We start from the raw sequence: 24,720 nt of genomic DNA, 5'->3' as shown, positions 1-24,720 counted from the left end.
TTAGTGGGCATGTCCGTGCTCAGCATGTATTTCAAATTTTAGTTGGAGCACATTTTCCCCGGCGAAAACGGTACTGTAATCTGTGCGGTTCCAATCGGTACGTTCTATTTTGGCTTTTACCCCGTCATTAAGCTTCCTTAAAACGTAGGTTACCTCTTTGGTAGGCCCTTCGTTTTCATGCCCGACTGTGAAATAGCTTAGCACTCCGGTTGTTTCGTACTTTCCGTTCACAGCAGAACCGTCGGCATACTTTTGCTCACGGGGCTGGAAGATTGCACCGTCTTCCGTTTCCGAATCCGGATTAAGCTTAAAGTCGCCTCCGATCAAGAAAGCTTTATAGTTGTCAGCTGTAGCCTTGTCTGCGATAAAACTGTTTTGTACTTCCTTGCCTTCATAGTCCCAGGCCTTCAGTTCTATTTTATAAACAGCATCCGCTTCAAGATGAAGGTGTCCGTTTTTGGTAGCAATGCCGTTCTCATCAAACTCTATAACAATAGTCTCACCTTCTGTCCCTTCGTCCAGTCCGTGAAAATGGTCTCCATGGGCGTGTACGGCCTCACCCGAAACTTCTGTCAGCGTAAGCGTTGATTTCTGAATGCCTTCTTTTACAGGATCAGGAATATCTTTATCATCGCTACACGACGAGAATCCTAATACAGTAAAACCTAATAGCATCACGGCTATTCCAAATTTGTTTGTCATTTTTGTTTTCATATTATACATTTTTGTTATTAAATTTTTCTAGTTCGTCTTTGTTTATTTATTCGATTTTAATACTGAGTCCGATCATTTTGCTCCAGCCCGTGGCATCCGTTACCATGATCATAAAATGGTAATCCCCTGCATCGATGTCCGAAGGTATCTCTATCTCCTGCACGGCCTCGTAACTCTTCTGTCCTTTCGGAATATCATAGGATCTGATAAATAAAAAGGGCTTTAAGGGATCTTTTTTCGGTTGTAGGTTACACTCCTCAAATTCCGTAGTATGGCTATGATGGTCAAAATTATGGTGGATATCCAGGCTATAGGTTCCCAGTTCCGTGTTGTCACTGAACCTTGCTCTAAAGGCAAATTTCTCTCCCTTTTTCAGCGTACTGCATTGGATGGGGAAAGCCTCCCCGAAATCAATATGTATTTCGGGAGGTACGTCATCGATGATATCTTCTTTCCCCTTTTCACATCCGGAAATAAAAAGCGCCAGGAGTAAGAAAATCGAGATCGGAAATCTGTTGTATTTAGTCATGATCATTAGTATTACTTGCTTATGTTGCCTTCGTCTTCCAAAAACTGGATAAAGAATACACTTGTATATTTTTGTTTTCTAAAAACCGTCCACCCCAAATTCGAGGTACTCAAAGTAGCTCATATTATAGGTTGTATTTTTGTACAGCACACCGAAATAGTATGTGCCCGATTCCCAGGATTTTGCGCCGTCGATAGGATTTGCTTCCAAGGCATTATTGTCGTTGGCGGCTCCGATATCCAGTTGAGATATCCTGCGCACCCAGGTAAACGTGTTCTCGTCAAAAACTGCATTGGAAAAACTTCCGCCCTCTTCCCAGTCTTTGTGTTCATAAACATCTAACACGATCGCTTTTTCAAAATCTATCTGGTCGATGCTTTCCGGCCTGTGTTGCAGCTTTTTGTTGATCAGGAGCAGGTACATTTGGCCGTCACCTTTAACGCCGTCGATTGTCGCCTGCGCACTGAATTTATCATCTTTGGATACCTTGGCGGGGTCTACCGTAAATTCCCCGTTCCGGTAGAAGAACGTTCCGTTATTGTTTATAGTCAGCAATGATAATGTAGGATTAACCGGCAGATTTTCGGCCTTGTAAATGTTTATTTCTCTCTTTTCTTCGAGCATCGTTCCGTTTTGGTCATTGACAATGATCAAAAAATCATACTTGCCTTCAGCAGCCTCCTCCGGAATATCGAAATGCTTGTGGACAGTCGCGTTCTTGGCACCTCTATACTGTTCCCAGGTAACCTCAAATTCCCATGCCTTTTCATAGGTTTCATCGCTTTGTGGTACGATCTTTACCTGCACATTTTCAATCTTGTCGCCGGCAAGTACCTCGGCATTAAAGTGAAAATCTTTCCCGATTACACCTATCTCGTTGTTACCCAATCCTATTTCAACCTCGCTGATAGTAGGTTTAGTTAGTTCTGGTTCGGGCTCTCTTTCTTTGTCACATCCTGTGAAGACAGCCGTCAGAAAACCAATAAATAATAATAGCGTTTTACAGTTTTTCATTTTTGTCGTATTAATTTTATCTTTAAAAGGGCCTAATTATCTGTATTCTTAATTGTTAAGGGCAAGGAAAGCGTCAGCACGATATTTCTACCCATCTCCGGCATTTCGATCAACCTATAAAAGCTGGTATGGTCCATGTATTTTTTATCGAAGAGGTTCTGCACCTGTAGATTTATGGTTACGGGCTGACAGCCGATAAAAAGGGAATGACCCGTCTGGATGTTTACCAGACCGTATCCCGGAGTTTTCTTTTCAGGAGGGACGATCTCATTCTGTGCGGCAAATAGATGCAAGTCAATGGATAGATAAGTGTCCTTTAAAATCCCTGTATCTCTCGGTTGCCAGCTGAGGTTGGTTAAAACCGAAGGAGGTGGAGAGAAAGGTAATGTATATCCTTTTTTACTGCCCGAAAGCTGTTTGGCTTTGACATATTCGGCAAGCAGTTCGGTACGGAAGCTTTCCGATAACCGGTAATTTACTTTCAGTTCTCCACCATAACGCCGTACTTTACTTTGCGTATATTCAAAAACCTGGTTTCCTGAGCCATAAAAATGGTCGTGACGAGGCGTAGGGTTCAGGTAGATGTAGTTGCTGAAATAGTTATAGAAAGGATGCAGTCCAAAGCTAAACCTGTTCCGGCTGTATTGGATTCCGATATCCAGCTGGTACGATTGTTCTGGGGAGAGCGTAGGATCTCCTTTCTCATAACTGAAATAATGGTAGTTTACACCGTTTGCAGCCAGTTCCTTTGCAATCGGCACACGGAAACTTTTACCTAAGTTTGTGTTCAACGAGAAATCGCCGACATGGTAGCTGGATCCCACTGACCAGACCAGGCTGTTGAATGACCGTCGCAGATTGTCTGCCCGGACAAGATGCTCGGTTTCTGTAACGCGGTTCTCCTCGGAAACTACCGAAGGGAACCAGTCCGTATAGCGCACGGTTTCAATATGGCTGTGGTCATAACGCAAGGCGCCATGCAATAATACCCTTTCATTCAGTCTGTACCTGTCATATAGAAATGCACCGCCTGTGTATTGACGAAAACCGGGTATCAGAAAACTCCATCCGTCTATAGCGTTATTTTGGTACTCACCGTTGAAGCCGGCGACAAAAGTATGCTGTCCAACAGAAAACCTGTCACGGACATTCAGTGAATAGACTCTTTTATCATATTGCCGTTCCAGATCAGATGGTGTCTTCATGGTATCGGGATAAATAGGCGGCATATACCCATGGTTTACATACATACTGTATTCCTGCCGGAAATTATGCTGGAAACCGGCCTCCATTTCCAGATGGTGTATTCCGACAGATAACGAGCTCCTGTTAATAACCTTTAGGTGTTTTACTTCTTGATAAGGCATCTGGAAATCTCTGGAAGAGGCATCGTGCAGGTCTGTGTCTACCCTACGGGGTTCCAGGCCGTGGGCATTGGCAAAGAAGCCACTTTGGGCGGAATTGCGGCTCATATAGAAAACCGATCGAAAGTTATCCGTGACGTATCCTGCATTCGCGTGAATATTAAACTCCCTTCCGGCTGTATTCCGCGCTTTCTGTTTATCTAACCGGACAGGATAATCATATACGTGCACCGTGTCTGTCGGAACCCTGTAATCACCATAGTTCTGGTAGGTAACCCTTGCGCCATACACCCAGTTTTCTATCCGACCCTTTATATTGGCAGAGCTTCCGTAAAGAGCATTGTTTGACTTGCCGATTAGGTCAAAAGAACCAGATACCGTGCCTTTCTCCGGTAGAGCTTCCGGTTTGATATCGATAACGCCACCAATAGCATCTGAGCCGTACAGGAAAGAGGCCGCCCCTTTGACCACCTCAATATCTCCCGTGGCAAACTGGTCGATCTCCAGTCCGTGGTCAACACCCCACTGCTGGCCTTCATGCTTGATGCCTTTCTCCACGACAACAATCCTGTTAAAGCCAAGACCCCGGATCAGGGGCTTCGATTGACCGGATCCGATGCCGATATTGCTTATGCCCGGTAAACGGGAAAGGGTCTGCATCAAGCTTCCACCCAAGTGCTTGTGAATGTACTGTTGGTCAACAATCTCCCTGTTCAAAAAACCTGTAAGTGTGGTCGGATAGGTTTCACCCAGGACGTCTATTTCCTTTATGGTATAATGAGCATTCGTCATTACGACGTTTCCTAGGTCAACTGAACTGTTTTTTATTTCTATTTTTCGAGTTATAGATGAAAAACTTAAATAGCTGAACGCTATTGCATATATTTTTGGTCGAAGATCTTTTATGCAAAACTTCCCTTCTTCATTCGATTGGACCGTATGCCCTCCTGACAATACCCGAATAGATACATTACTCAATGCTTTTCCCTGTGTATCGACTATGGTACCTGACAAGGTAAATCTTTTGTCTTGGGCATATGTAAAGGATATTATCAAGATAGTAAAGGCCAAGGCAGTTAAACGCTTCATTAATTATCAATTCCTTTGCATCAGAAACATATAGACGCAACAAAGATGCAAATATAGTAGATTAATCTATTAAACGCAATTTTATTGCGTTTAATAGTGTGCACTAAAAACTGTACTGAGAAATAATTGAGTTAGAAAATCATTGTGTGCAGTTACGCATCTCTGGAAGGGGCAGGCAGTATATCGGGAGCAGGTGCAATTGTTTGGTAGGACTAATGACCCAGCTTATGAAAGATAGTTTGTTGCATTTATTTGTTCAGCTTATGGTATACCTCTGTCAAAATATATCATAAGCCGAACAATTGGACAATATAGTTTAGAAGAATATTCTATTTGTAGTTATACAGTTTCTGATGTATATTTTTCAAATCTGCTTCTGGAATCTTGATAATTTTACGATCATAGGTCATGAGTCCATTGGTTTCAATTTCTACATCCGTCGTTTGCGTATATACACCAGCGGAAAGGCCAAGGGGTATAAGTTTAGCAAGGTTACTGATCACCTCTTCGTACCTTTGTTTCAACTCCTGTTTATTTTTGAAAGATTGATAGCCCCAGTTGTCTTTTTGTTGCCAGGTGTGTCCCTCAATAGGAAGCCCCAACCCACCGAATTCTCCTAACGCTAATATATAGTCCTTACCAAAGAGTTTCGGATCAGGCATAACTGCATCTGGATAGTTATGGATGTCCAACATATGACCTGTGTAAATAAAATTACCACCGCTGGCACTATTGACGATACGTGAAGGGTCATATTGGATAGTCCAATCGGTGACCTCTCTGGTTTTAAATTGTCCCCAAGCTTCATTAAAAGGAACCCATACAACTATACTTGGATAGTTGTGAAGTGCATCCATGATAGCTTTCCATTCTTTACGAAAAATAGCTTCGGATTCCGGGGTTCGTACCTTATCGTGTAACCCTCCAGATATTTTTCCAGGATGCATATCCCAAGCATTACCTTCAAGGTCTCCGCTGGGCATATCCTGCCACACCAGTATACCGATACTATCACAATAGCGGTACCAATTAGCAGGCTCAACCTTAATATGTTTTCGAATCATATTAAAGCCCATTTCCTTTGTTTTGATAATATCGAACTTTAGGGCTTCGTCAGAAGGAGCTGTATGCAAGCCATCTGGCCACCAACCTTGATCTAAAGGACCGTAATGAAAAACAAATTCATCGTTCAAATACATCCGCTGAATGCCTTTTTCATCCGGTTTCATGGTAATTTTTCGCATAGCAAAATAACTTTTAGCTTCATCGATTATTTTACCATTACGCAGTATCTTAATATTCAGGTCATAAAGCTTTGGGCTGTCCGGAGACCACAAGATAGCTTCTGGAACTGCTAATTTGACAGCAGCGCTAACAGGGGTACTTGTTTCGCTGATTTTCTTATCACCGTCATACGCTTCTATGAGAACCTTATCGCCCGGTTGTGCTTGTTCCACCTGTGCTTCAAAATGTAGCACTTTAGCGTCTACATCAGGGGTATGTTTTGTGCGAACAATATAAGTTTTTGGAACAGATTCCATCCAAACAGTTTGCCATATGCCAGTTACAGGTGTATACCATATTCCGTGTGGATTATTGATCTGTTTTCCGCGTGGTTGTGGACCATCGCTTGTCGGATCCCAAACCCGAAGCGCAATATTCTGTTTTTTTCCTTTTTTTAGAAAAGAGGTAATATCGAATGAAAAAGGATTAAAACCACCTTCATGCTGACCGACATGTTTGCCGTTTACATATAAATCACATCGCCAATCCACCGCTCCAAAATGAATAATCAAATTATTTTTGTCTGTTTTTAGGTCAAGAACGATATCGTTGTTGTACCAAAGGGCATCGTTTTGGCTCACACGTTTTCCTACACCAGATAATGCCGATTCTATAGCAAAGGGCACCAATATATCGCCGTCCCAGCTATTCGGCAGTTCGGTTTGTTCTTTAGGAGTTATCGTATATTTCCATGTTCCATTTAAGTTCTGCCAGTTGTTTTTACGGACCAGCTGTGGACGGGGGTATTCAGGGTGTGGGTTCTTAGGATTTAGATTCTCTCCCCACTCGGTCAATATCTTATTTCCTGCTGGTTTCCAATGTTGGGAAAAGACATGTGTTAAATTGATTGCTAGAAAAAAGACAATTACAACAAACTGTTTTATCATATTTATAGTTTTAGTTTACTTCGATTGATTATACTTCAAAAATAAGTTAAGTAATTTGGAAAAGCTTTTCAAATGTTATCATTTTATAGCAAATTCGTCTCAGAATAAGCTTATTGGTATTTGTACATAACTTTATTTAAGTTTGTGAGTAGCAATATCCTTATATAAATTCATATTATGAAATATTTACGAGTCAATATCATTCGGTGTGCAATATGTTTTTCCAGGATATGGTGAGATTGTCCGTGATCGGGTCTCAGCGTAATAGATTGCTGAAAAAGGATATTTTTGGCTTTTCCATCCGTAAATATCGTGATGTCTTTCGGCAGGTTGTAAGCCAATTGAGCATAATGAAACGCAACATTTTTATGTTATACGTTCAGTTTAGGTAGGGAAATCCTTGGATACTGTTTACTTTTGCCTTGATAAAAAATAAATAGTGATATGTACAGTTTCAAAAATGATTACGCAGAAGGTGCGCATCCCAATATTCTCCATAAACTTATTGAAACCAATTTGACACAGCAAACAGGATATGGCGAAGATGATTATTCTATAGAGGCAAAGGAAATACTTCGGCAAAAAATACAAAACCCCGATGCAGCTATTTATTTTGTTTCGGGGGGGACACAAACGAACCTAATCGTCATATCATCTCTGTTACGTCCGCACGAAGCTGTTATTAGTGCCAACACAGGGCATATTTACGCGAATGAGACGGGTGCGATCGAGGCTACAGGGCATCGTGTAATCACCGTCGAAACGGAAAATGGTAAACTAAAACCTGGCGATATTGAAAATATTATACAGGCGTACTCCCTTAGGCCTCATGTTGTGAAGCCTAAATTAGTATACATCTCCAATTCGACTGAAATAGGAACAATTTATACCAAATCAGAAATAGGACGACTATCGATTTACTGCAAATCCAAAGGCTTATATCTATTTCTGGATGGTGCAAGATTAGGGCATGCATTGACAGCAAAGAACAATGACTTGACCTTATCCGATATTTCTCATTTTACAGATGTTTTTTATATCGGAGGGACGAAGAATGGAGCTTTATTGGGCGAAGCTATTATCTTTAATAGAGCTGATCTTGCAACAGATTTTGATTATATGTTGAAGCAGAAAGGAGCACTGTTGGCTAAAGGACGTTTATTAGGCATCCAATTCCTAGAACTGTTTAGAGACGATTTATACTTCTCGTTGGCAAAGCACGCTAATGGAATGGCAATGAAAATAGCCCATGCGATAGAAGCACAAGGTTATTCTTTTCTTACGCCACCGCGCACAAACCAGATTTTCCCTATTCTTCCCAAAGCAGTGATTGATGAGCTCATGCGACAATATGATTTTTACGAGTGGAAAGCCATTGACGAACAATACGCTGTTGTTCGAATTATCACGTCATGGGCTACAGACGAAAATAAAGTAGATGCGTTTATTGATAGTCTGAAAGGAGTAACGAGCTAAGTGTGTGGCAAATTATTATATTATAGTAGTGTGGATTTTTAATGAGCTATAACCTTTTCAAAGGCTTTTCTAGGTGCTCCTCGAAAGAATACTTCTCCGCAATAAGCGTAGCCCAATTTTTTAAATATATTGAGCATGCCCCCATTGTCAAAGTTTGTATCGGCTTTAACGCTGTATATGTTATGTTGTCGGGCGAAATCTTCGATATAGAGCAACATTTTTTGCGCCAGCCCTTTTCCTAGGTATTCTTCGGCAAGTGCAACACGGTGGTACACCACAAAATCTCCCGCTGTTAACCATTGTCCCTGTAAATTGGCATATGCAGGTTCATCATTTATCAGTATCGCACAATAACCTGCTATGATACCACCATCTGTTAATACATATCCGTGTCCTTTTTCTATATCTGTTCTGATAACGGAAACGTTTGGATAACCATCCTGCCATTGATTGCTTCCTTCTTCTTTTCGCCGTTGAATGGCGCGTTCCAAGATTTCCCAGATCTGGGGTATATCCTCCGATTGCGCTTGTCTAAAACTATATTCCATTTTTTTATGATATAAATTTACATTATTTATTACAAACAGATAACATGGTCTCTTTTAATAATTACTAAATTTAAAACGCTGGATTAACCCATGTATTGCTATCTGTCAATGGGTGAGTATGCCTTTTGCATATGAATATTAAAATAGTACATAATATGAACAAAGTAACAATTAAGAACACGGATTTAGAAATAGCACCTATCAATTTTGGGGGTAACGTGCTAGGTTGGACGTTAGATGAACAAGCATCTTTTGATATATTGGATAAGTTTACTGCTGCCGGTTTCAACTTTATCGATACTGCGGATACCTATGCCTGGTGGGTAAATGGAACCGGAGGACAATCCGAGGAAATTATTGGAAAATGGCTGAAAAACCGTGGCAATCGAAACCAAGTCGTGATTGCCACAAAAGTAGGTTCGGAAACAAAGGAACATGGGTTTGACATCAGCAAAAAACACATCTTGAAGTCTGCCGATGAATCATTGAAACGATTAGGAGTCGATTGTATTGATTTATACTATACCCATTTTGATGATAATGCCACACCAATAGAAGAAACGCTATCCGCCTATGACGAATTGATTAAAGCAGGTAAAGTCCGTTATATTGCAGCATCCAATCTTTCCCCTGCTCGACTTGCAGAGAGTTTTGAAGTTGCAGAGAAAAACGGTCTACCAAAGTATGTCGCTTTGCAACCGCATTATAATTTGGTGGAACGTACAACCTTTGAAACCGATTATGCAGATTTAGTGGAACAGTATAATCTAAGCGTTTTCCCATATTGGTCATTGGCGGCTGGATTTCTGACAGGAAAATACCGAACGGAGGAGGATTTTAATAAAACGATCCGCGGTGGTAGCGTTAAAAAATATTTCGATGATAGAGGGAAAGCTGTTTTGAAAGCGCTGGATACTGTTGCGGAGAAACATAGTGCAAAGCAAGCTACGGTAGCTCTAGCTTGGTTGTTAGCAAACCCATTGATTACAGCACCTATCGTCAGCGCGACTAGTGAGAGCCAATTGCAAACCTTGTTTGCTGCGCCCGATCTGAAATTAGATGCCGAGGATCTGGCTATATTGGATGAGGCTAGTAAATAACATTTAGCCCGCGGCTTAAAGTTGCGGGCTAAATGCTAAGAACTTTCCATCGTAATAAACACGTTGCTAAAATCTTTCTTCGTTAAGTCGCTTTTGTGAATAACGAAGAACAAGTCGCCAGCATCACCCCATTGAAAATCCCCACGGGATTTTACTTGTAAAAGGATAATCCAGTCTTGCGGATTTCCTTTTAAGCTAAGCGCAGCCTGCAATTCGGGTGATTCATGCTGTGTAAAACCATAGCTATTAACCGCATGATCAAATTCTTTTAAAAAACGAACCGGCTCTTCGTAAGTTTCGTATAAATCCTCTAACAAATCTTCTTTGTCTGCCAAAGATTTGGCTTTCCCTTCAAACAAATAGGTATTCTGATGATGAGCGTAAAAAGAGGGAACGGAGACGCTAACGAATGCCTCCGCCTTGTAAGGAGCGTATTCGCCATCGAAGAGTTCGAAGAAATCTTCTTCCTGCAATTTGAATCTTTTTCCCGATGCAAGGGTGCTATTGTCTTCTATATAAATCACTTTGGCAAGATCGTTATTGTCGAAACCAAAAAAATGAATGCTTTTAAAAAAGAAGAACAAGCTGCCCGTGCGCGGAAGATAGTCTTGTAAATGTGCAATCTGCTCGCAATTGATCTGTGCAATAAATTCGTAATGAAACTGCTTTTTTTTCTCCTTACCGTGGAAGTGGAATGTAGGAAAGATTATGTCTTGTGGTAGGTCGGGCCTTCCGCCGAAGCGGTGGTTGCCTATTTCACTATAGTCTTCATGTTCTGTTTGGTTAAATCCTACTGTTCTTTTGATGAGTGATAGCAAAGCCTTTTTGTATTTGCCCAGCTTGTTTTCTTTAATAATGTCTTCTACGGGAGCGATCAGCGTTTTATCATGCACGGCTTCATACACCGTATCATCCCATTTTATGGTTCCTTTTCCATCGGCCCCTTTATAGGATGTATCCAACAATCTTTTTTTCTCTGGCATGGTCAGTTCCAAACCTTTGAAGAAGCCAAAGCTTTCGGGAAGATATTCGAACGGGTTGCCGGATGCTTTAATTGTTCGGAGGTTCGGTTGTTTTAACAGAGAGATAGGTAAAGTGGTGAGATGACTCTTTTCGATGTTTAACGTAAGCAAAGCCGGTAGTTGTATTTCATCCGGTATTGTCGTCAGCTGGTTGCCCATCAAAATCATGTACTGTAATTTTGGCAAATTCCAGATGGATTCTGGTAGTTCCTGTATTTCGCATAAGCTTAGATTGAGGTTTTCCAAAAGCGCTAATTCAGCAAAAGAAACCGGAAGCTGTTTGATAGAGGCTTTGTTAACACTGAGTCCTTTCAACATTTTCAATGAACCAAATTGCTCTGTCAGATTTTCCAAAGGCAGCTTAATATCGTTCCAATAGTTCGTTTTATTGACGATGCTCAGGTATTCCAGATTTGTAAAATCAAATATTTCAGAGGGTAGGTCACGAAAAGAAGGATTCGTTATTTCTAATAAACAAACCTGATGAGGATCTGCTCCCGATGTCTCGGCTAGACTCTTAAAACGGTAATGCCGCCAATCCAGTAGAGCAGGGTCAAACTGGATGGAGACGTCTACATTAAAGGATGGTTTTTTGTCATAAGGAGGTTTCAGCTCACCTTGGATACGAACGCTGCCGCTTTCGTAGGTTACGGATCCGAAGAAATCCAAACTGAATTCTAGGCCGTCTTTTCGGAAATAGGTAAATGTATCGGCATCTTTGTCTTCGTGGTAATTAAAGCTTCCGGTGGGTATTCCCCAATTAAAAATACTGGATGCCTCTATATGTATCTTTATGCGACCGTCGTCATTGTATTCGCTCAACAACAGTTTTTGTTTATCCCGCTCGATGTTTGTGGATTCCACAGTAATATCGGTTACCAGCGTGTGGCTCATTTTCCCAATGCTCCATTGGCTTTCTTGGGCATCTATTAGATAGTTTTCTCCGTCGATAATAAAATAACACATATCTATTTTAACGTTGTTCCATCCTTTTTTATTACCAAAATTAATGATTGGAAACGGGTTCAACCAAAGTCAACATAGCCGATACGGCTTCACTACCGCTCATCGGATCCGGAGCGATTGCTTCTGTATCCGGATGGGAACTAGGGCCAAAAGTTCCGGATAAGGTGATTACCTGATTGTCCTGATTATTGATATGGGCAAGCCTGATGTATAGCTCGTACCGCCAATCACGTTTTTCATTATCCTTGTAACGCAGGGCAAATACGTTTTCGTAAGGTGCTTTTCCCAATCTTCCGTCTGCAACTTCTTCGATATCATCGAACATTTCCAATATTTCATCTTTGGTGTCTTTTCCCATGCCGGCCTGTGCACTGATCGAACGAGAGGCATATTGTTCGTGATGCAGGTGTTTTTGAAAATAGACGGTATAATAATAGACATGTGGTACTTCGGGATAATTTCCTGTATTTGTGAAACCGCCTGTTCCCTGCAGACTGTATCCCTGCATAGATTCGCCAAGTGAAGCTGCAACCTGCTCAGCAGTAACAAGGTGCTTCAGCCGAACGCCCGAACCTGCTGTTTCGTTTGGCTCGTTATCGTCATTCGTGCTACAGGCAGACAGCAGAAGACTTCCTATAAGTACCATGAACACAAATGATAAAACAGATCGTTTGTTAAGTCGGTTGAAGACCGCTGGTGTCATGGTATATTTTTTGCTTTCAACATTCATCCTAATCATCAAAGCTTTGTGTTGTTTTTTATTAGTGGTCTTGTTTATTACCGCCCAATTGCCACAACTCCCAGTAGGGCAATATACTCCGCCTATGTTTCCGGTACTTCTCCGAAATGTCGTTGAACGGTTCCATTAAAATCGTAACGGGTTTATTTGCCGGCCAAACCCAGTAATTTCCTCGCAGGACGGCATCCGAAGAGTGGATATTCCATTCGGGAATATTGATTAGTGAAAACTCGGCAACGCTTGTCGTGTCAAGATGGATGCCGGCCTCTGCCAATACTTTCGGGTCTGTGTAGCGACCTTTTACCGTTGCATGCAACTGCTCGTCTTTCTTGCTTAACTCGATTTTCTCAACTATCAAACCATCAATAGTTTTATTTTCGGTATTCGGGCGGAAATCTGCTATCCCCCGAAATTCATCGGCTACCGCAAGGCTGTCTTCTGCGGTCCTGATAATCGTGAAAAGATCTTCCTGATGGATTTCAAAGGTTTGTTCGACGGGATTAATACTAATGCTTGCTTTTTGGCTAACAATGCTCATGCTCTCCATACCGATAATGGAAGCAAGTGCATAGATGTAGATATTTATCGGGTCCATACGAATGAAAATGATTTATACCGCTATAAAATTATACTTTTCCCGTTAACATTTTACCAAAAATCGGCTTTAGGTAACGCATAAAATGCCGTATCCTGCTCCGCTTGCCAAGGAGCTTGATGGAATTTCCAGCTCTTTTCGATTTTGTAATGGTTTTTGGACAAATCCAGATCACCCCATTGATAGCCGACCTTATATTCCTTTCCGTTGCTCTTTAATGTTCCGAATATCGTCGGATAGGATGAGCCCGATACCCCGTTGGTGTATTGAACGGCTCGTTCTAAGGACAGTTCGGTTCCAGCGGGAAGCGTAGCTATCTTGGTAACGCTACCATTTTCTACCAAAGCTAAGATATATTCCCAACCTGGGTTCAAGCTATCAGCTAATGTATAAGGATACTTGCTATTAGGATTCATTCTCATCTGTTCTTTGAACAGCATAGTTTCCGTATGGAGTACGACCGTCTTGCCAATCCATTCGCTGAAAGGTTCATATTTATTCAAACTGGTCGATTTAGTTTTTATCGTTGCGTACAGGAAGAAGATAAATAGCCCGATACCACCAACAATGACCAGCGCAATGATGCCCATAATTTTTCCTGTCGTCATAGTAATTTATAAAATGGTTATACGAATTAAGTATTTTTTATTTCTTGTCCGTAATGTATATTTCCGTCAACCCATCGTCTGATAAGAAGCGGATATTATAACCTGTTTGCTCCTTTAGTTTCACTGGCGACATACTTTCCGTTTCAAAATCCGTGCTGTTGAGTTGTTCTTTCGGCTTGTGGCTTCTGTTCATTTCGGTTGATTTTGCTATATGATAAACGTCTCCATCTACTTTGAGGACTTTAAACCAACCAAAACGACCCTCCATGCCCAGAGGATTTCCCTTTTCTTTATAGATCTCGTACCGACCAAAGTAGATATCTCCTTCTGCGGGTGCTGTTTCCATAGCCACATATTCCTCTGATTTTGGCAAAGGTGGTTTGACCGAATCATAAATTAAGTAACCGAATATTCCTATGAAGAAAAGAACAAATAGCCATCCGAAAATCGTCATCTTATAAATGAAAGGTGGCTTGGGTGCTTCCAGTGCTTTTTGCTTATAGAATTCCTTCATTTCGGGTGACCACAACCGTTTCGGAATCTTTTTGTTTTCCACTTTGTCCCAATACTCACCAAAGGTCTTCTTCGTATATACGGTGTAGATTATGGTACTAACCTTGTTCCGGTAAATGCCTAATACCATGGGATTGCCCGGATTCTTTGGATTTTGCAGCTTATCCGTATGATGTGCTGCTTGTTCTATTTTTTGAATGGTGAAAAACATAATCTTTAATTTGTTTTATTACTTCGTGGTTTTGATGCTATCCTTTGGATTATATAGTTTCAGTACTCTGGTCTTATACCGTTGTGTTACGTTTCTAGGTTTTTGTTAAATGAATCGACAGCTTTTTCAAGCGCTTGGTTGGCTGTATACAATATTGTCGGCTCCAATGCTGTTATGTTCGTATACGGTTTAAGTGTAGCCTGCTGACCGGAAAATTCCAAATAAGCCATTATAGAACCTTCACCCCATAAAAAATCATATATCATTGCAAGGCCGCCGCCGTCATTATGCTGATAATTCGCCAAGTTTTTTAGGAAAGCCAGCATAGGTAATATTTCCGTATAGTTCTCACTAAAGAAAACGGATACAAAAATCCAATTTTGAGAAATAGGATCATATTGTTCGGAACAGGCAAAATCTCTATCTTTAATGAGTTCGTCCAATATATGTCTATTGCTAAACATGCGATAGACAGGAATATTTTCCAACGGTTGTTTGGAATACATCTCCCGGCTGTCCCACCAAGTAAGCCAATTTTCATCGATAGTCTGTGTCCGAGGTTTGTCCTGAAAGAACTGTTGCAATTTTTCTTTCGTTATTTTAATCTTTACGTAGAGTGAATTTGGTTCTGACATAACGTATTCTTTTTTTAAGGCATTGTAAATTTCGTAAACGAAGTAAACTTCTCTTCTTCGGATTGGCTTAATTGCTTTTCCCGATTGTCACCCGCCAATTTTGATCCAACCGTTTTGGAGGATGATCGTATTGTACTCCATATCCATTTCCACCACAGGACCATAATGTACCGTCGTTTTGCAGGAAATAGGCATTACGAGTGCTTGTCCATGCCTTTTTCGCGTTATCCCCGACTTTGTGCGGATAGACCGGAACGTAGGTTGTTACCTCGCTGCTGTTATCCGTCCAAGGTGTATAGTATTTCCCTCTGGCCCAAAGCTCGCCGTTGTCTTTTATCACAAAGGTGAATTCTTGTGTAGCATAGACCGGGAGTGTCGTATATGATCCTGGGGTATGCTCAGTTTCGTCAGGATCATCGTTGTTCTTCTTACAGGACGAAAGTATAAACAGGCCTAATAGGCCTATCGTCAGTATTTTTATCGTTGGCATCATATATTTCATACCATTGAGAAGCTACCGGTCTAAAAACGCGAACTGGTTTTCAAATAGTTTGCCGATTAAAGGCAACGGCTTTTGCACTTCGTTCGCTGCATTGATAATACCGAATATCATCAAAATTAGGAATACAATGCTCACCAGGCTTAGCGGAGTACCTAATGTAGGTACGAGCATAATAATAACGTTCAGTACCACATTTACGGGAATAGCGACGACCAAAAGACCTAACCCTTGTCGGAGATGATAAATACTTAAGCTGTCTCTTTTTTCTTTGCCCCCAAAGAAAGCAACCAGCCATAAAATGCCCAAATAAGCGAGAATAGATTGTGTTTTCGGATTCATGATAAATACGTTAAAAAAATGATGAAGTGAAGTTCCGTATAAACCGTTAAACCAAAGCATAAAATGTTCCACAAAGCATCTACCGGCATTTCTTCTGTATATACAAAGTATATACGTTTTTTGTATACTATTGATTTTTAATATATTACATTGTTTTGTTGATGTGTGGGTTTTGAAACATAACGAAGCTTACATAAATTATTAATGTATTTTTGTTTATTAGCAATTTATGTAGATTTCATTACTTTGTTTTAATTGTTGACGCCTATGGACATAAAAAAAATCTTGTTTTATACTATTTTGATACTATCCTGTGCCCTTGTCCAGGCGCAGCATATCCTTCCTTCAACGCAAGCGGTGCTGGATAGCGTAGAGCAGCTGCAATTGCAAAATAAAACAAAGGAGGTGCTCCCCGTGCTGGATGAGGCGATTCTTTCTACACGATCTCCGGACGATCTCGCTTACCTTTACGCTTATAAAAGCAGTTGGTATGTTTCGCAGGACAGCCTTATGCAGGGGAAGAGATTCCTTGATCTGAGCTTGGAAAATGCAGCCCGATCAGCCAAAAATACATCCAAAGCAATTGCCTATAGAGCGAAAGGATTTCTAAACAACGGCCTTGGTCAGCCGGATGCGGTAATAGAAGATGCGCTTACCGGATTGAAATATGTCGAGGAAAACGACGATGATCCGGTAACAAAATATGGGCTGAACTACTTGCTTTACGGTGCCTATAGCAAATGGGATGATGGGGAGCGGATGGAAAAATATATCCGTGCCAGTGCTGCATATGCCGTACAGGCAAACAATGTAAGCCTACAGGCTAATGTGAATAATGGTATTTCTAGTATGTACCAAGCCCGTTATAGGAAAACACAGGAGCAGCGTCTTCTGGATAGTTCTTTTCATTACCTGAGCAGGTCTTTTGCGTTGAACGAACAGCATACGGGAAAAGTAAGCGGCAATACCTTTGTCATTACCTGTATCAATCTGGCCAACTATTATCTGATTTTTTCTACTGAAGATTCGGCTACAAAAAAACAGGAGGCATTCCGATATTTGTATTTGGCGGAGGAAAAATTACAAAAAAGGGAAGCATCCGCCGATATGCTGGTGAATGTCTACGGTATCAAGAGCAGTTTCGCCCAGCAGGAAGGGGACCTGCAACTGGCCGAACAATATCTGCTGCAAGGACTTAATATGCTGATGGGCGAAACAGGCAACCATTATAAACTGGAATATGCTATCCATGAGGATCTGACAAAGATTGCGGAAAAAAAGGGCGATCTAAAAGCTGCCCTGACCTACCAAAAACGATCGGAAGCGCTATTGAAGAAAATTTTCGATGAACAGCAACTGTTGAATGCGCAAAAGCTGGAGGTACAGTACGAAACCGAAAAAAAGGATCAGCAACTGAAATTACTGGAAGAGCGTGAGGTGTTCCGTAAGAAACAGAATTATCTCTATGGCGGTATTGCTGCCGCCTTACTCTTTGGTCTTGTTTTTATGTTTGTATCCTATCATTTTAGACTGCGATATGCCATCGAAAGAGAGAAGAAACTCCAGAAAGAAAAAGAGGACGCTGCATATCAGACGGCGCTACAGTTGCAGATCGAAAAGGAAGAACAAGCCCGGCTGAAAGCCGAGCAGGAGCTGCTGCATCTGAAACGTGAACAGTTGGAGAAGGAAGCTTTGGCAAATTCACTAATCATTGAGCATAAAAACGAAATGCTTAAACAGATTCAGGGAAAGATTCAAGATGGGGAAGCCGGGGATATACAGAAGTTGTTAAAAGAAGAGATGTTGATGCGCGCAGATTTCGAGGATATCAAAATGCAGATTCAGGAACTGCATCCAACGTTCTTTAACCAACTAAGCGATAAGGCTGTTCAGAAACTGACGGCTCTGGACCTAAAGTACTGCGCTTATATATACCTGCAGATGACCACGAAGCAAATAGCGCAGGTACTTCATGTAGAACCACAGAGCGTCCGGATGTTCAAATACCGGCTGAAGCAGAAATTCGGATTGGGAAAAGACGTGGATCTGGAAGTTTTTTTACGTGGCCCAAACCCGCAATAAGTGCTGAAAGGGTTTATTCCCAAGATGAGCCTTCTCCAAAATCAGGCGCCAATGGAGGCAAAGCGTTGCGGGAAATTGGTGCATCTTTCAACAGCCTGCCATCGCGGACATGAAAAGTCTGCATGATATCTGTTGCATTGTATAAGGCGCTACCAGAAACGCTATTTCTGGTACCATCTGTGTCGAAAAGGTGATATCGAGCAACACCGATAACAAGAATCAAGCTCTCTGTGAATAGGACTGGTTTTAGGATGGTGCGCAAGCTTCCGTCTTTGTCATGTGGATGGACAAAGAGCGCCTTCGTGTGAACGGTCGTCTCTTTTTCTTTGGGTTGTTCCAAATTAATGACGATGATATGAAAAGTGATCTCGATACGGCTGAGTCGTACAGGGAAATTTTTTAATATCCAATTTTTCTGTAGCGGTAAGGAGACCTGTACCTGCTGATCGGCATCAAAGTCAAATTGTGGTCGCCAAGGTAACAAGGTATCCCAAGACGCTCGTTTGTTGAGTGAAAAACCTGCCAGCATATTTGCATGCGTGTAAATAGCAGCTTCTTCTTCTGAAAGAGTTTGGTCATTATTACGCATCTGTCGTAATAAAGCAACCAGCCCGTTGAAAACACCGCCATCCCTTAATCGGGGACTGATCGCAATGAGGTATTGGTATATTTTGGATGCGATACTGCTTAATTGTCCAAAAGTATGTGCGGTTGATTTACTGTTTTCGCTTAATAGATAATTTTCCCCCTTTTTGCGTAATTTTTTAGAAATAAACTTGTTGATAAGGTGATCCATACGTAACTTTGGTTAGTTGCACAGTATTGCTTTCCTACGAAGTTAAGAAAATTCCCTAAACATTCCAGGTATAAACAGAAACAAGTGTGGTGAAGTCCACCAAAGTCCATTAAAGTCCGCTTAAGTCCGCATATACTTCGTGTTTAACTCGCCCCTTCCTCGTACCACCTTCGTCTCTGCCTCGGTCGGTTATAGGGAAATCTCCGGGTGCGCACCGACAGATTATCGGATGCCCGCCGAAGCCAACCCGACAGACAGCCGCTTAAGTCCCAAACCAGGTACGAAGAAAAAGCGAAGGAGGTACGAAACGATTTCGAAGAACTGCCGAACCCATAATTTTGGTTAGATGGGCGGGGGATAGTGTTTTGTTAAGTTGATAATTAAATATAGTTTTGTTTCTTAATTGTTAACGGACAACTCGGTGTTGGGAAGTGAAACCTCCATATTACAACAATTGATTAAAGGAAATCAACTGGCATTTAAACAGATCTATGACCTGCATAGCGAATCTGTTTACAGGTTGGCTTTCAACGTACTCAAGGACGTGAAGAGTGCTGAAGAGATTGTACAGGATACTTTCCTGCAGGTGTGGAACAGCCGGGAAGGAATAGATTGTGAGGGGAATATTGAAGCCTACTTATATGTCATCTGCCGAAATAAAAGCTTTAATAAACTAAAGGTAATGAAACGGCAACAACAGCTTTTTACCCCACTCACCGATGTAAACGATCATACCGGATATGTAGTGGATGACAGCAGAAGTGCGAAGGAGCTTCACGAAACACTGGAAAAGATTATCGAAAAGCTACCGGAACGTCAACAGCTTATTTTTCGGCTCTGTAGACTTGAGGGTTTTTCGCATAAGGAGATTGCCGATCGGTTAGGAATATCTATACAGACCGTTAAGAACCAGATGGTTAGTGCTCTGCGTGTTGTCCGGTCAGAACTGCAGAAGCTGGAAAAGGATCTGCCTCTTTCATTATTTTATTTATTTTTTTTCATGTAGGATAGTACTTCCTCCCCTCAGATGTTGTTCTTATTATAGAGAGCAGCGAACCATGGATAAACAGGAACTAGCGTATTTAATAAAAAACTATTTTCAAGATACATTACAACCGGAGGAGGAGCATAGGCTTATGGAGGCTTTGGAAAACCCGTCGGAAGAGCTGTTGGAATATTTTGATGTTTATTATCGTAAATATGCGTCAGAAGTAGTTTTTCCACTAACTCAAAAGCAGAGAATATGGGAGGAAATCGTTAAAAATCAACCTAAAGAAGCCCCCTCTTATAGCTGGAAACCCTATCTTAAATATGCTGCGGTATTAGTCTGTGTGGTGTTGGGTGCCATTATCTATAATACAAGATTTTCAGTAGATACGCGACTCGAGTCCCCTGATATCAGTGAAACCACACCAATTTATCTTAAAACCCATACTGGACCGTTGTTAGCTGTTTCAGATCGTGAAGAAATCACCAGCCCACTGGCCGCGGACGAATGGTATCGATATGGAATTTCCATGAACAGTGATCAGGCGCTCATTATAGCGCATGTTCCTGATCCCGAAAAACAGAGAGGACGCCGTCTAAAGATCTCTGCAGAACAAGGGCAGATACAACAGGTGCTGTTGCCAGATGGGAGTAAGGTATGGTTAAACAGTAACGCGGAGTTAGATTTACCACTCGCATTTGCTTCGGATCTACGGGAAGTGCAATTGGTAGGGGAGGCATATTTTGAAGTTGCATCACAGGCCTCACGTCCTTTCCGCGTGATCACCGCCTATAATACGACTGAAGTTCTTGGAACGCAATTCAATGTTATCGCACAGCCGGGAAAACTAGTAGAAACAACCTTAATAGAAGGTTCTGTAAGGGTTTTTAACGATAGCAAATCGGTTTTGCTGCACCCTGGAGAACAGGCGTTCGGTAATGAGAAACTGGATAAACGGAAAGCCGATATCGAAAAAGCAACAGCCTGGAAGCAGGGAGATTTTTACTTCGATGACATCAGTATCAAAGACTTGATGGATGTTGTAGACGAATGGTACGATATTGCATTTGTGACCTATGAATACGAGAGTGTAGATCGGTTCTCAGGGACTTTTAAAAGAACCAGTAGCCTACAGGAGCTGCTAAGTAATCTGGAAGAAGTATCCTCCATACGTTTTAATATTAAAGAAGGAGGAGTGTATGTATTGAAAAAATAAATCACGATAAATAAAAAAGCGAGGGTGCTGGAACACCCCCGCATCAGATAACGACCAATAAAGCACGAAACTTTAATTTATCAATTACCTAATCAAATGTATAAAACTTCTTATTTATTACGGTATGCTATGGGAAATAGTACCGTTAAAATTATGATATATATGAAACTGATTGCTCTGTTTCTAACCATTGCTTCTCTCCAAGTCTCGGCGAATAGCTACGCTCAGAATGTGACCATCCGGGCGGAGAAGGAGTCTTTCAAATCTATTTTGAGAAAGATCCGAAAGCAAACCGGAAAGGATTTTCTGTATAACACCCGGGAGGTGAATGAGAATCAAATTGTCAATTTCACTGTTCGGAATGAACCTTGGCTGAAGGCCTTACATCAACTGTTGTATTCACAAAACCTGAAATATAAAATCAATGGTAATACAGTACTTATCCAGGCGTTACCTTCCGAGGCCATGTATGCAACTAGCGAACAGCAGCAAACACTAAAAGGTACGGTACGTAATACAGAAGGGCATGCTGTTGTGGGCGCGACCGTCACGTTGGTGGAGAGCGGGCAAAGTATGGCTACCAACGAACGTGGCGAGTTTGTTTTTGAAAAAGCCCCTAACGCAGGTACACTCTATATCAACAGTCTGGGGTATCAACCTTTATCTATACAGTACACAAACACGTCCGTTCCGGATATCACCCTTTCGTCCGTGTTGCATGAAGTGGAAGAGGTTGTCGTGGTGGGTTATGGCGTGCAGACAAAGAAAGAGCTTATAGGTTCGGTTTCATCAGTTGATGGCGAAAAATTGGCAAAGCGTTCTGTTCCGCAGCTTTCACAAGCACTTACCGGTCAGATGCCCGGCGTTACCGTTATACAGCGTTCGGGACAGCCGGGCGCGAGTGGAGGCGAGATACAGATACGTGGTGTAGGGTCTTTCGGAGCAGGAACCGGTGCCCTCATTTTGGTTGATGGCATTCCTACCAACTCCTTTAATGATATAGATCCTAATGATGTGGCTTCCATATCCGTTTTAAAAGACGCGTCTTCTGCCGCGATATATGGTGCCCGGGCAGCGAATGGAGTGATCCTAGTGACGACGAAAGCGGGTGCGAGCCAAGATAAAATGGTGATCAGTTACAATGGCAATTGGGGATTACAAACGCCTACTGCTTTTCCTGAGGTCGTAAATTCCTGGGAATATGCAACTGCTATCAATGAAACAGTAGCCGGAGGAGGAGGTTATACCAAAGAAGAAATACAGAAATTCAGAGACGGATCCGATCCGGACAACTATGCGAATAGTGATTTTATCGGTGAGTTTTTCAAGAGCAATGCGCAACAAACGGGGCATAACATTAATCTTTCCAATCGGAACGAAAAAGTACAATATACGTTTTCATTAGGCTATCTCAATCAAAAAGGAATCGTCAAAAAGAACGATTATGACCGTTACAATGCACGTTTGAATATCATTACCAATATTCGAGATAATCTAAAGTTGACGACGCGCTTATCGGCCATTCAAACGACTGACGATCAGCCGGCGGTGCCAGCTACATTAGATTTTGCCAGGATGGATCAGCTTATTTCACAGGTTGTACGTTACCCTTCTATTTATCCGATAAGGATGAGTAACGGCGATTGGGGCACCGGAGTAGTTCAAAAAGGCACGCCGATATCTTTTCTGGAAAGTCAATCCTTTTATAAAGAACAGTCTTCGGATATAGGGGGTAATATGCGCTTAGACTGGAGCGTTATTCCCGATTTAACCTTATCGGCTATAGGGGGCTACACGCAGGAGTCGATACGTACAAAACTATTCCGGGCATCCCAAAGGGTGAACGATAATATCATGTTATCGCCGTCTTCACTTCAAGAGAATCGTCCTTACGGGAGCTATAAAACATTTCAGGCATTGGCAGAATACCGTAAACAGGTTGCGCAGCACGATTTCAAAGTATTGGCAGGATATTCTTTCGAAAAAGGCTATGATGAAGATCTTGAGGCTTTCAGGCAGAATTTTCCAACCAATGACTTAACAGAGATCAATGTAGGCTCGCCAGACGGGCAAACAAATAAAGGGACAGCCTCCGAATGGGCATTGGAGTCACTCTTCGCCAGGTTACAGTATAATTTTGCCCAACGCTATCTTTTAGAGGGTGTGGTTCGTTACGACGGGTCGTCGCGCTTTCCTTTAGCAAAGAAATATGCAGTTTTTCCATCTATCGCGGCAGGCTGGCTGATCAGCGAAGAGCATTTCATGAAGGATCGTGTGGGCTGGCTGAATGAACTGAAATTGAAAGCCTCTTATGGCGTATTGGGAAATCAAAATATGCTGTATGCAGATGGAACGGCAAACTATTATCCCTATCAGAATATCTTGGTTACAGGGAAAGATTATGCCTTTGGTAATACCATATCGCCAGGTGTCGCGCGAACGCAGATTATTGACCCCAGCCTGCGTTGGGAGTCTACTCGTACAGCTGACGTAGGTCTGGAAGGGAGTTTTTTGAACCGAAGATTAAATTTCAGTGCCACCTATTATGATCGATATACCTATGATATTCTGGTAAGTCCAGGAGCGAGCGTTTCTGGTGTATTAGGATTTGAGGTGGGATTACAAAACTCTGGAAAGCTTAAAAACAGCGGTTGGGAATTTACATTAGGTTACCAGGATAATATCGACGATTGGACGTATGGCGCTACGCTCAACTTCTCTACGGTAAAAAATAGGGTGAGGGATCTAGGCGTAGGAAATGTTAATCAACCCAATGGATTAGTCGGAAATGGCTCTACGCTGTTTATCGGTCATCCGATGCAGATGTATTACGGTTATAAGACTGACGGGCTTTTTGTTGATGAAGCCGATGTGGCATCGTGGATAGATATGACAGCGGTAAACCCTAACCCACAACCCGGAGATGTCCGCTATCTGGATATTAGTGGTCCTGACGGTGTGCCGGACGGTAAAGTAGATCCTGTTTACGACCGGACATTTTTGGGGTCTCGTATTCCCAAATATAGTTATGGGATGAATTTAAATATAGGGTATAAGAATATTGATTTAGGGGTGCTACTACAAGGTGTATCGGGTGTAAGCGGTATGCTGAATAATCACGCGGGCTGGGCGTTATATGGCAACGGTAATATACAACGTTGGCAATATGAGGAACGTTGGAGACCAGACAACCCCAATCGTAACGCAGCATATCCTAGGATGGAACAGCTTGCTAGTATCGGTTCGCCAAATACGGTAGTCTCCGACTACTGGATATTGAATGCCTCGTATTTGCGCGTGAGGAATATTCAGCTTGGATATACCTTACCAAAATCGATAACAGATCGTTTAAAGGTAGAAGGCATTCGTTTACATGCCAATGCGGAAAATTTATTCACCTGGCACAATTATCGGCAAGGTTGGGATCCGGAGATAAATACCGGAGGCACGTACTATCCCATCATGCGTAATTTTTCCTTTGGTGTTAATTTAAACTTTTAATC

The 24,720-nt window shown here is 41.8% G+C and carries 21 protein-coding genes; 6 read left to right on the top strand and 15 right to left on the bottom strand.

Features of this window, described 5'->3' with window-relative positions:
* From H8B21_RS05205 to H8B21_RS05185, 5 genes are all read right to left on the bottom strand, one after another.
* Positions 1-702: a hypothetical protein gene (locus tag H8B21_RS05205; RefSeq protein WP_190312691.1), complete on the bottom strand. Its 702-nt coding sequence runs from the start codon at positions 700-702 to the stop codon at positions 1-3.
* A gap of 58 nt (positions 703-760) precedes the next feature.
* Entirely contained in the window at positions 761-1,243 is a 483-nt protein-coding gene (locus H8B21_RS05200; protein WP_190312690.1) for a DUF4625 domain-containing protein, read from the bottom strand.
* Between the two features lie 78 nt (positions 1,244-1,321).
* Positions 1,322-2,257: a DUF4625 domain-containing protein gene (locus H8B21_RS05195; RefSeq protein ID WP_190312689.1), complete on the bottom strand. Its 936-nt coding sequence runs from the start codon at positions 2,255-2,257 to the stop codon at positions 1,322-1,324.
* 32 nt (positions 2,258-2,289) lie between these two features.
* Positions 2,290-4,710 carry a TonB-dependent receptor gene (locus H8B21_RS05190; protein ID WP_190312688.1) on the bottom strand — a complete coding sequence of 807 codons (2,421 nt, stop codon included), beginning with the start codon at positions 4,708-4,710 and terminating at the stop codon, positions 2,290-2,292.
* A 329-nt stretch (positions 4,711-5,039) separates the two neighbouring features.
* Entirely contained in the window at positions 5,040-6,881 is a 1,842-nt protein-coding gene (locus H8B21_RS05185; RefSeq protein WP_190312687.1) for a glycoside hydrolase family 2 protein, read from the bottom strand.
* A 444-nt stretch (positions 6,882-7,325) separates the two neighbouring features.
* Here H8B21_RS05185 and H8B21_RS05180 point away from each other — a divergent pair, with 444 nt between their 5' ends.
* Entirely contained in the window at positions 7,326-8,357 is a 1,032-nt protein-coding gene (locus H8B21_RS05180) for a threonine aldolase family protein (RefSeq protein WP_190312686.1), read from the top strand.
* A 38-nt stretch (positions 8,358-8,395) separates the two neighbouring features.
* Here H8B21_RS05180 and H8B21_RS05175 read toward each other — a convergent pair whose 3' ends face one another.
* A complete protein-coding gene (locus H8B21_RS05175) occupies positions 8,396-8,905 on the bottom strand; it encodes a GNAT family N-acetyltransferase (protein ID WP_165294651.1) in 510 nt (169 codons plus the stop codon).
* Positions 8,906-9,060: 155 nt separating this feature from the next.
* Between H8B21_RS05175 and H8B21_RS05170 the strand changes: the two genes are divergently transcribed.
* Positions 9,061-10,005 (top strand): aldo/keto reductase, encoded by a 945-nt coding sequence (locus H8B21_RS05170; protein WP_190312685.1) that lies wholly within the window; start codon positions 9,061-9,063, stop codon positions 10,003-10,005.
* Positions 10,006-10,040: 35 nt separating this feature from the next.
* Here the strand turns inward: H8B21_RS05170 and H8B21_RS05165 are convergent, their stop codons facing one another.
* The 8 genes from H8B21_RS05165 to H8B21_RS05130 all read right to left on the bottom strand — a co-directional run bounded on the left by H8B21_RS05165 (position 10,041) and on the right by H8B21_RS05130 (position 16,135).
* The gene (locus H8B21_RS05165; protein ID WP_190312684.1) at positions 10,041-11,993 is read right to left on the bottom strand and encodes a DUF1963 domain-containing protein; all 1,953 of its coding nucleotides are present in this window, start codon (positions 11,991-11,993) and stop codon (positions 10,041-10,043) included.
* Positions 11,994-12,033: 40 nt separating this feature from the next.
* Positions 12,034-12,732, bottom strand: coding sequence for a hypothetical protein (locus tag H8B21_RS05160; protein ID WP_190312683.1), 699 nt, complete (start codon positions 12,730-12,732; stop codon positions 12,034-12,036).
* 22 nt (positions 12,733-12,754) lie between these two features.
* Positions 12,755-13,327, bottom strand: a complete 573-nt coding sequence (locus H8B21_RS05155) for a hypothetical protein (protein ID WP_190312682.1) — start codon at positions 13,325-13,327, stop codon at positions 12,755-12,757.
* A gap of 53 nt (positions 13,328-13,380) precedes the next feature.
* Complete coding sequence (locus H8B21_RS05150) at positions 13,381-13,935, bottom strand: hypothetical protein (RefSeq protein ID WP_190312681.1); 555 nt, start codon at positions 13,933-13,935, stop codon at positions 13,381-13,383.
* Between the two features lie 37 nt (positions 13,936-13,972).
* Positions 13,973-14,659 (bottom strand): hypothetical protein, encoded by a 687-nt coding sequence (locus tag H8B21_RS05145; RefSeq protein WP_190312680.1) that lies wholly within the window; start codon positions 14,657-14,659, stop codon positions 13,973-13,975.
* An 86-nt stretch (positions 14,660-14,745) separates the two neighbouring features.
* On the bottom strand, positions 14,746-15,294 hold the full coding sequence (locus H8B21_RS05140; RefSeq protein WP_190312679.1) for a hypothetical protein: 549 nt from the start codon (positions 15,292-15,294) through the stop codon (positions 14,746-14,748).
* Positions 15,295-15,361: 67 nt separating this feature from the next.
* Complete coding sequence (locus H8B21_RS05135; protein WP_190312678.1) at positions 15,362-15,787, bottom strand: RCC1 domain-containing protein; 426 nt, start codon at positions 15,785-15,787, stop codon at positions 15,362-15,364.
* Between the two features lie 21 nt (positions 15,788-15,808).
* The gene (locus H8B21_RS05130) at positions 15,809-16,135 is read right to left on the bottom strand and encodes a YhgE/Pip domain-containing protein (protein WP_190312677.1); all 327 of its coding nucleotides are present in this window, start codon (positions 16,133-16,135) and stop codon (positions 15,809-15,811) included.
* Between the two features lie 267 nt (positions 16,136-16,402).
* Here H8B21_RS05130 and H8B21_RS05125 point away from each other — a divergent pair, with 267 nt between their 5' ends.
* On the top strand, positions 16,403-18,217 hold the full coding sequence (locus H8B21_RS05125) for a hypothetical protein (RefSeq protein ID WP_190312676.1): 1,815 nt from the start codon (positions 16,403-16,405) through the stop codon (positions 18,215-18,217).
* Positions 18,218-18,230: 13 nt separating this feature from the next.
* On the opposite strand, the gene H8B21_RS05120 is transcribed toward H8B21_RS05125, so the two are convergent.
* A complete protein-coding gene (locus H8B21_RS05120) occupies positions 18,231-19,013 on the bottom strand; it encodes a hypothetical protein (RefSeq protein WP_190312675.1) in 783 nt (260 codons plus the stop codon).
* A gap of 403 nt (positions 19,014-19,416) precedes the next feature.
* On the opposite strand from H8B21_RS05120, the gene H8B21_RS05115 reads away from it, so the two are divergent.
* From H8B21_RS05115 to H8B21_RS05105, 3 genes are all read left to right on the top strand, one after another.
* Positions 19,417-20,019: an RNA polymerase sigma factor gene (locus H8B21_RS05115; RefSeq protein WP_190312674.1), complete on the top strand. Its 603-nt coding sequence runs from the start codon at positions 19,417-19,419 to the stop codon at positions 20,017-20,019.
* 52 nt (positions 20,020-20,071) lie between these two features.
* Complete coding sequence (locus H8B21_RS05110) at positions 20,072-21,217, top strand: FecR family protein (RefSeq protein ID WP_190312673.1); 1,146 nt, start codon at positions 20,072-20,074, stop codon at positions 21,215-21,217.
* A 162-nt stretch (positions 21,218-21,379) separates the two neighbouring features.
* Complete coding sequence (locus H8B21_RS05105) at positions 21,380-24,718, top strand: TonB-dependent receptor (protein WP_190312672.1); 3,339 nt, start codon at positions 21,380-21,382, stop codon at positions 24,716-24,718.
* The last annotated feature ends 2 nt before the right edge of the window (positions 24,719-24,720 follow it).

Origin of the sequence: Sphingobacterium chuzhouense (genome assembly GCF_014692525.1) — a bacterium.
In the GTDB taxonomy this organism is placed as follows: Bacteria; Bacteroidota; Bacteroidia; order Sphingobacteriales; family Sphingobacteriaceae; genus Sphingobacterium; species Sphingobacterium chuzhouense.
This window is presented reverse-complemented; position numbering and strand designations above follow the sequence as displayed.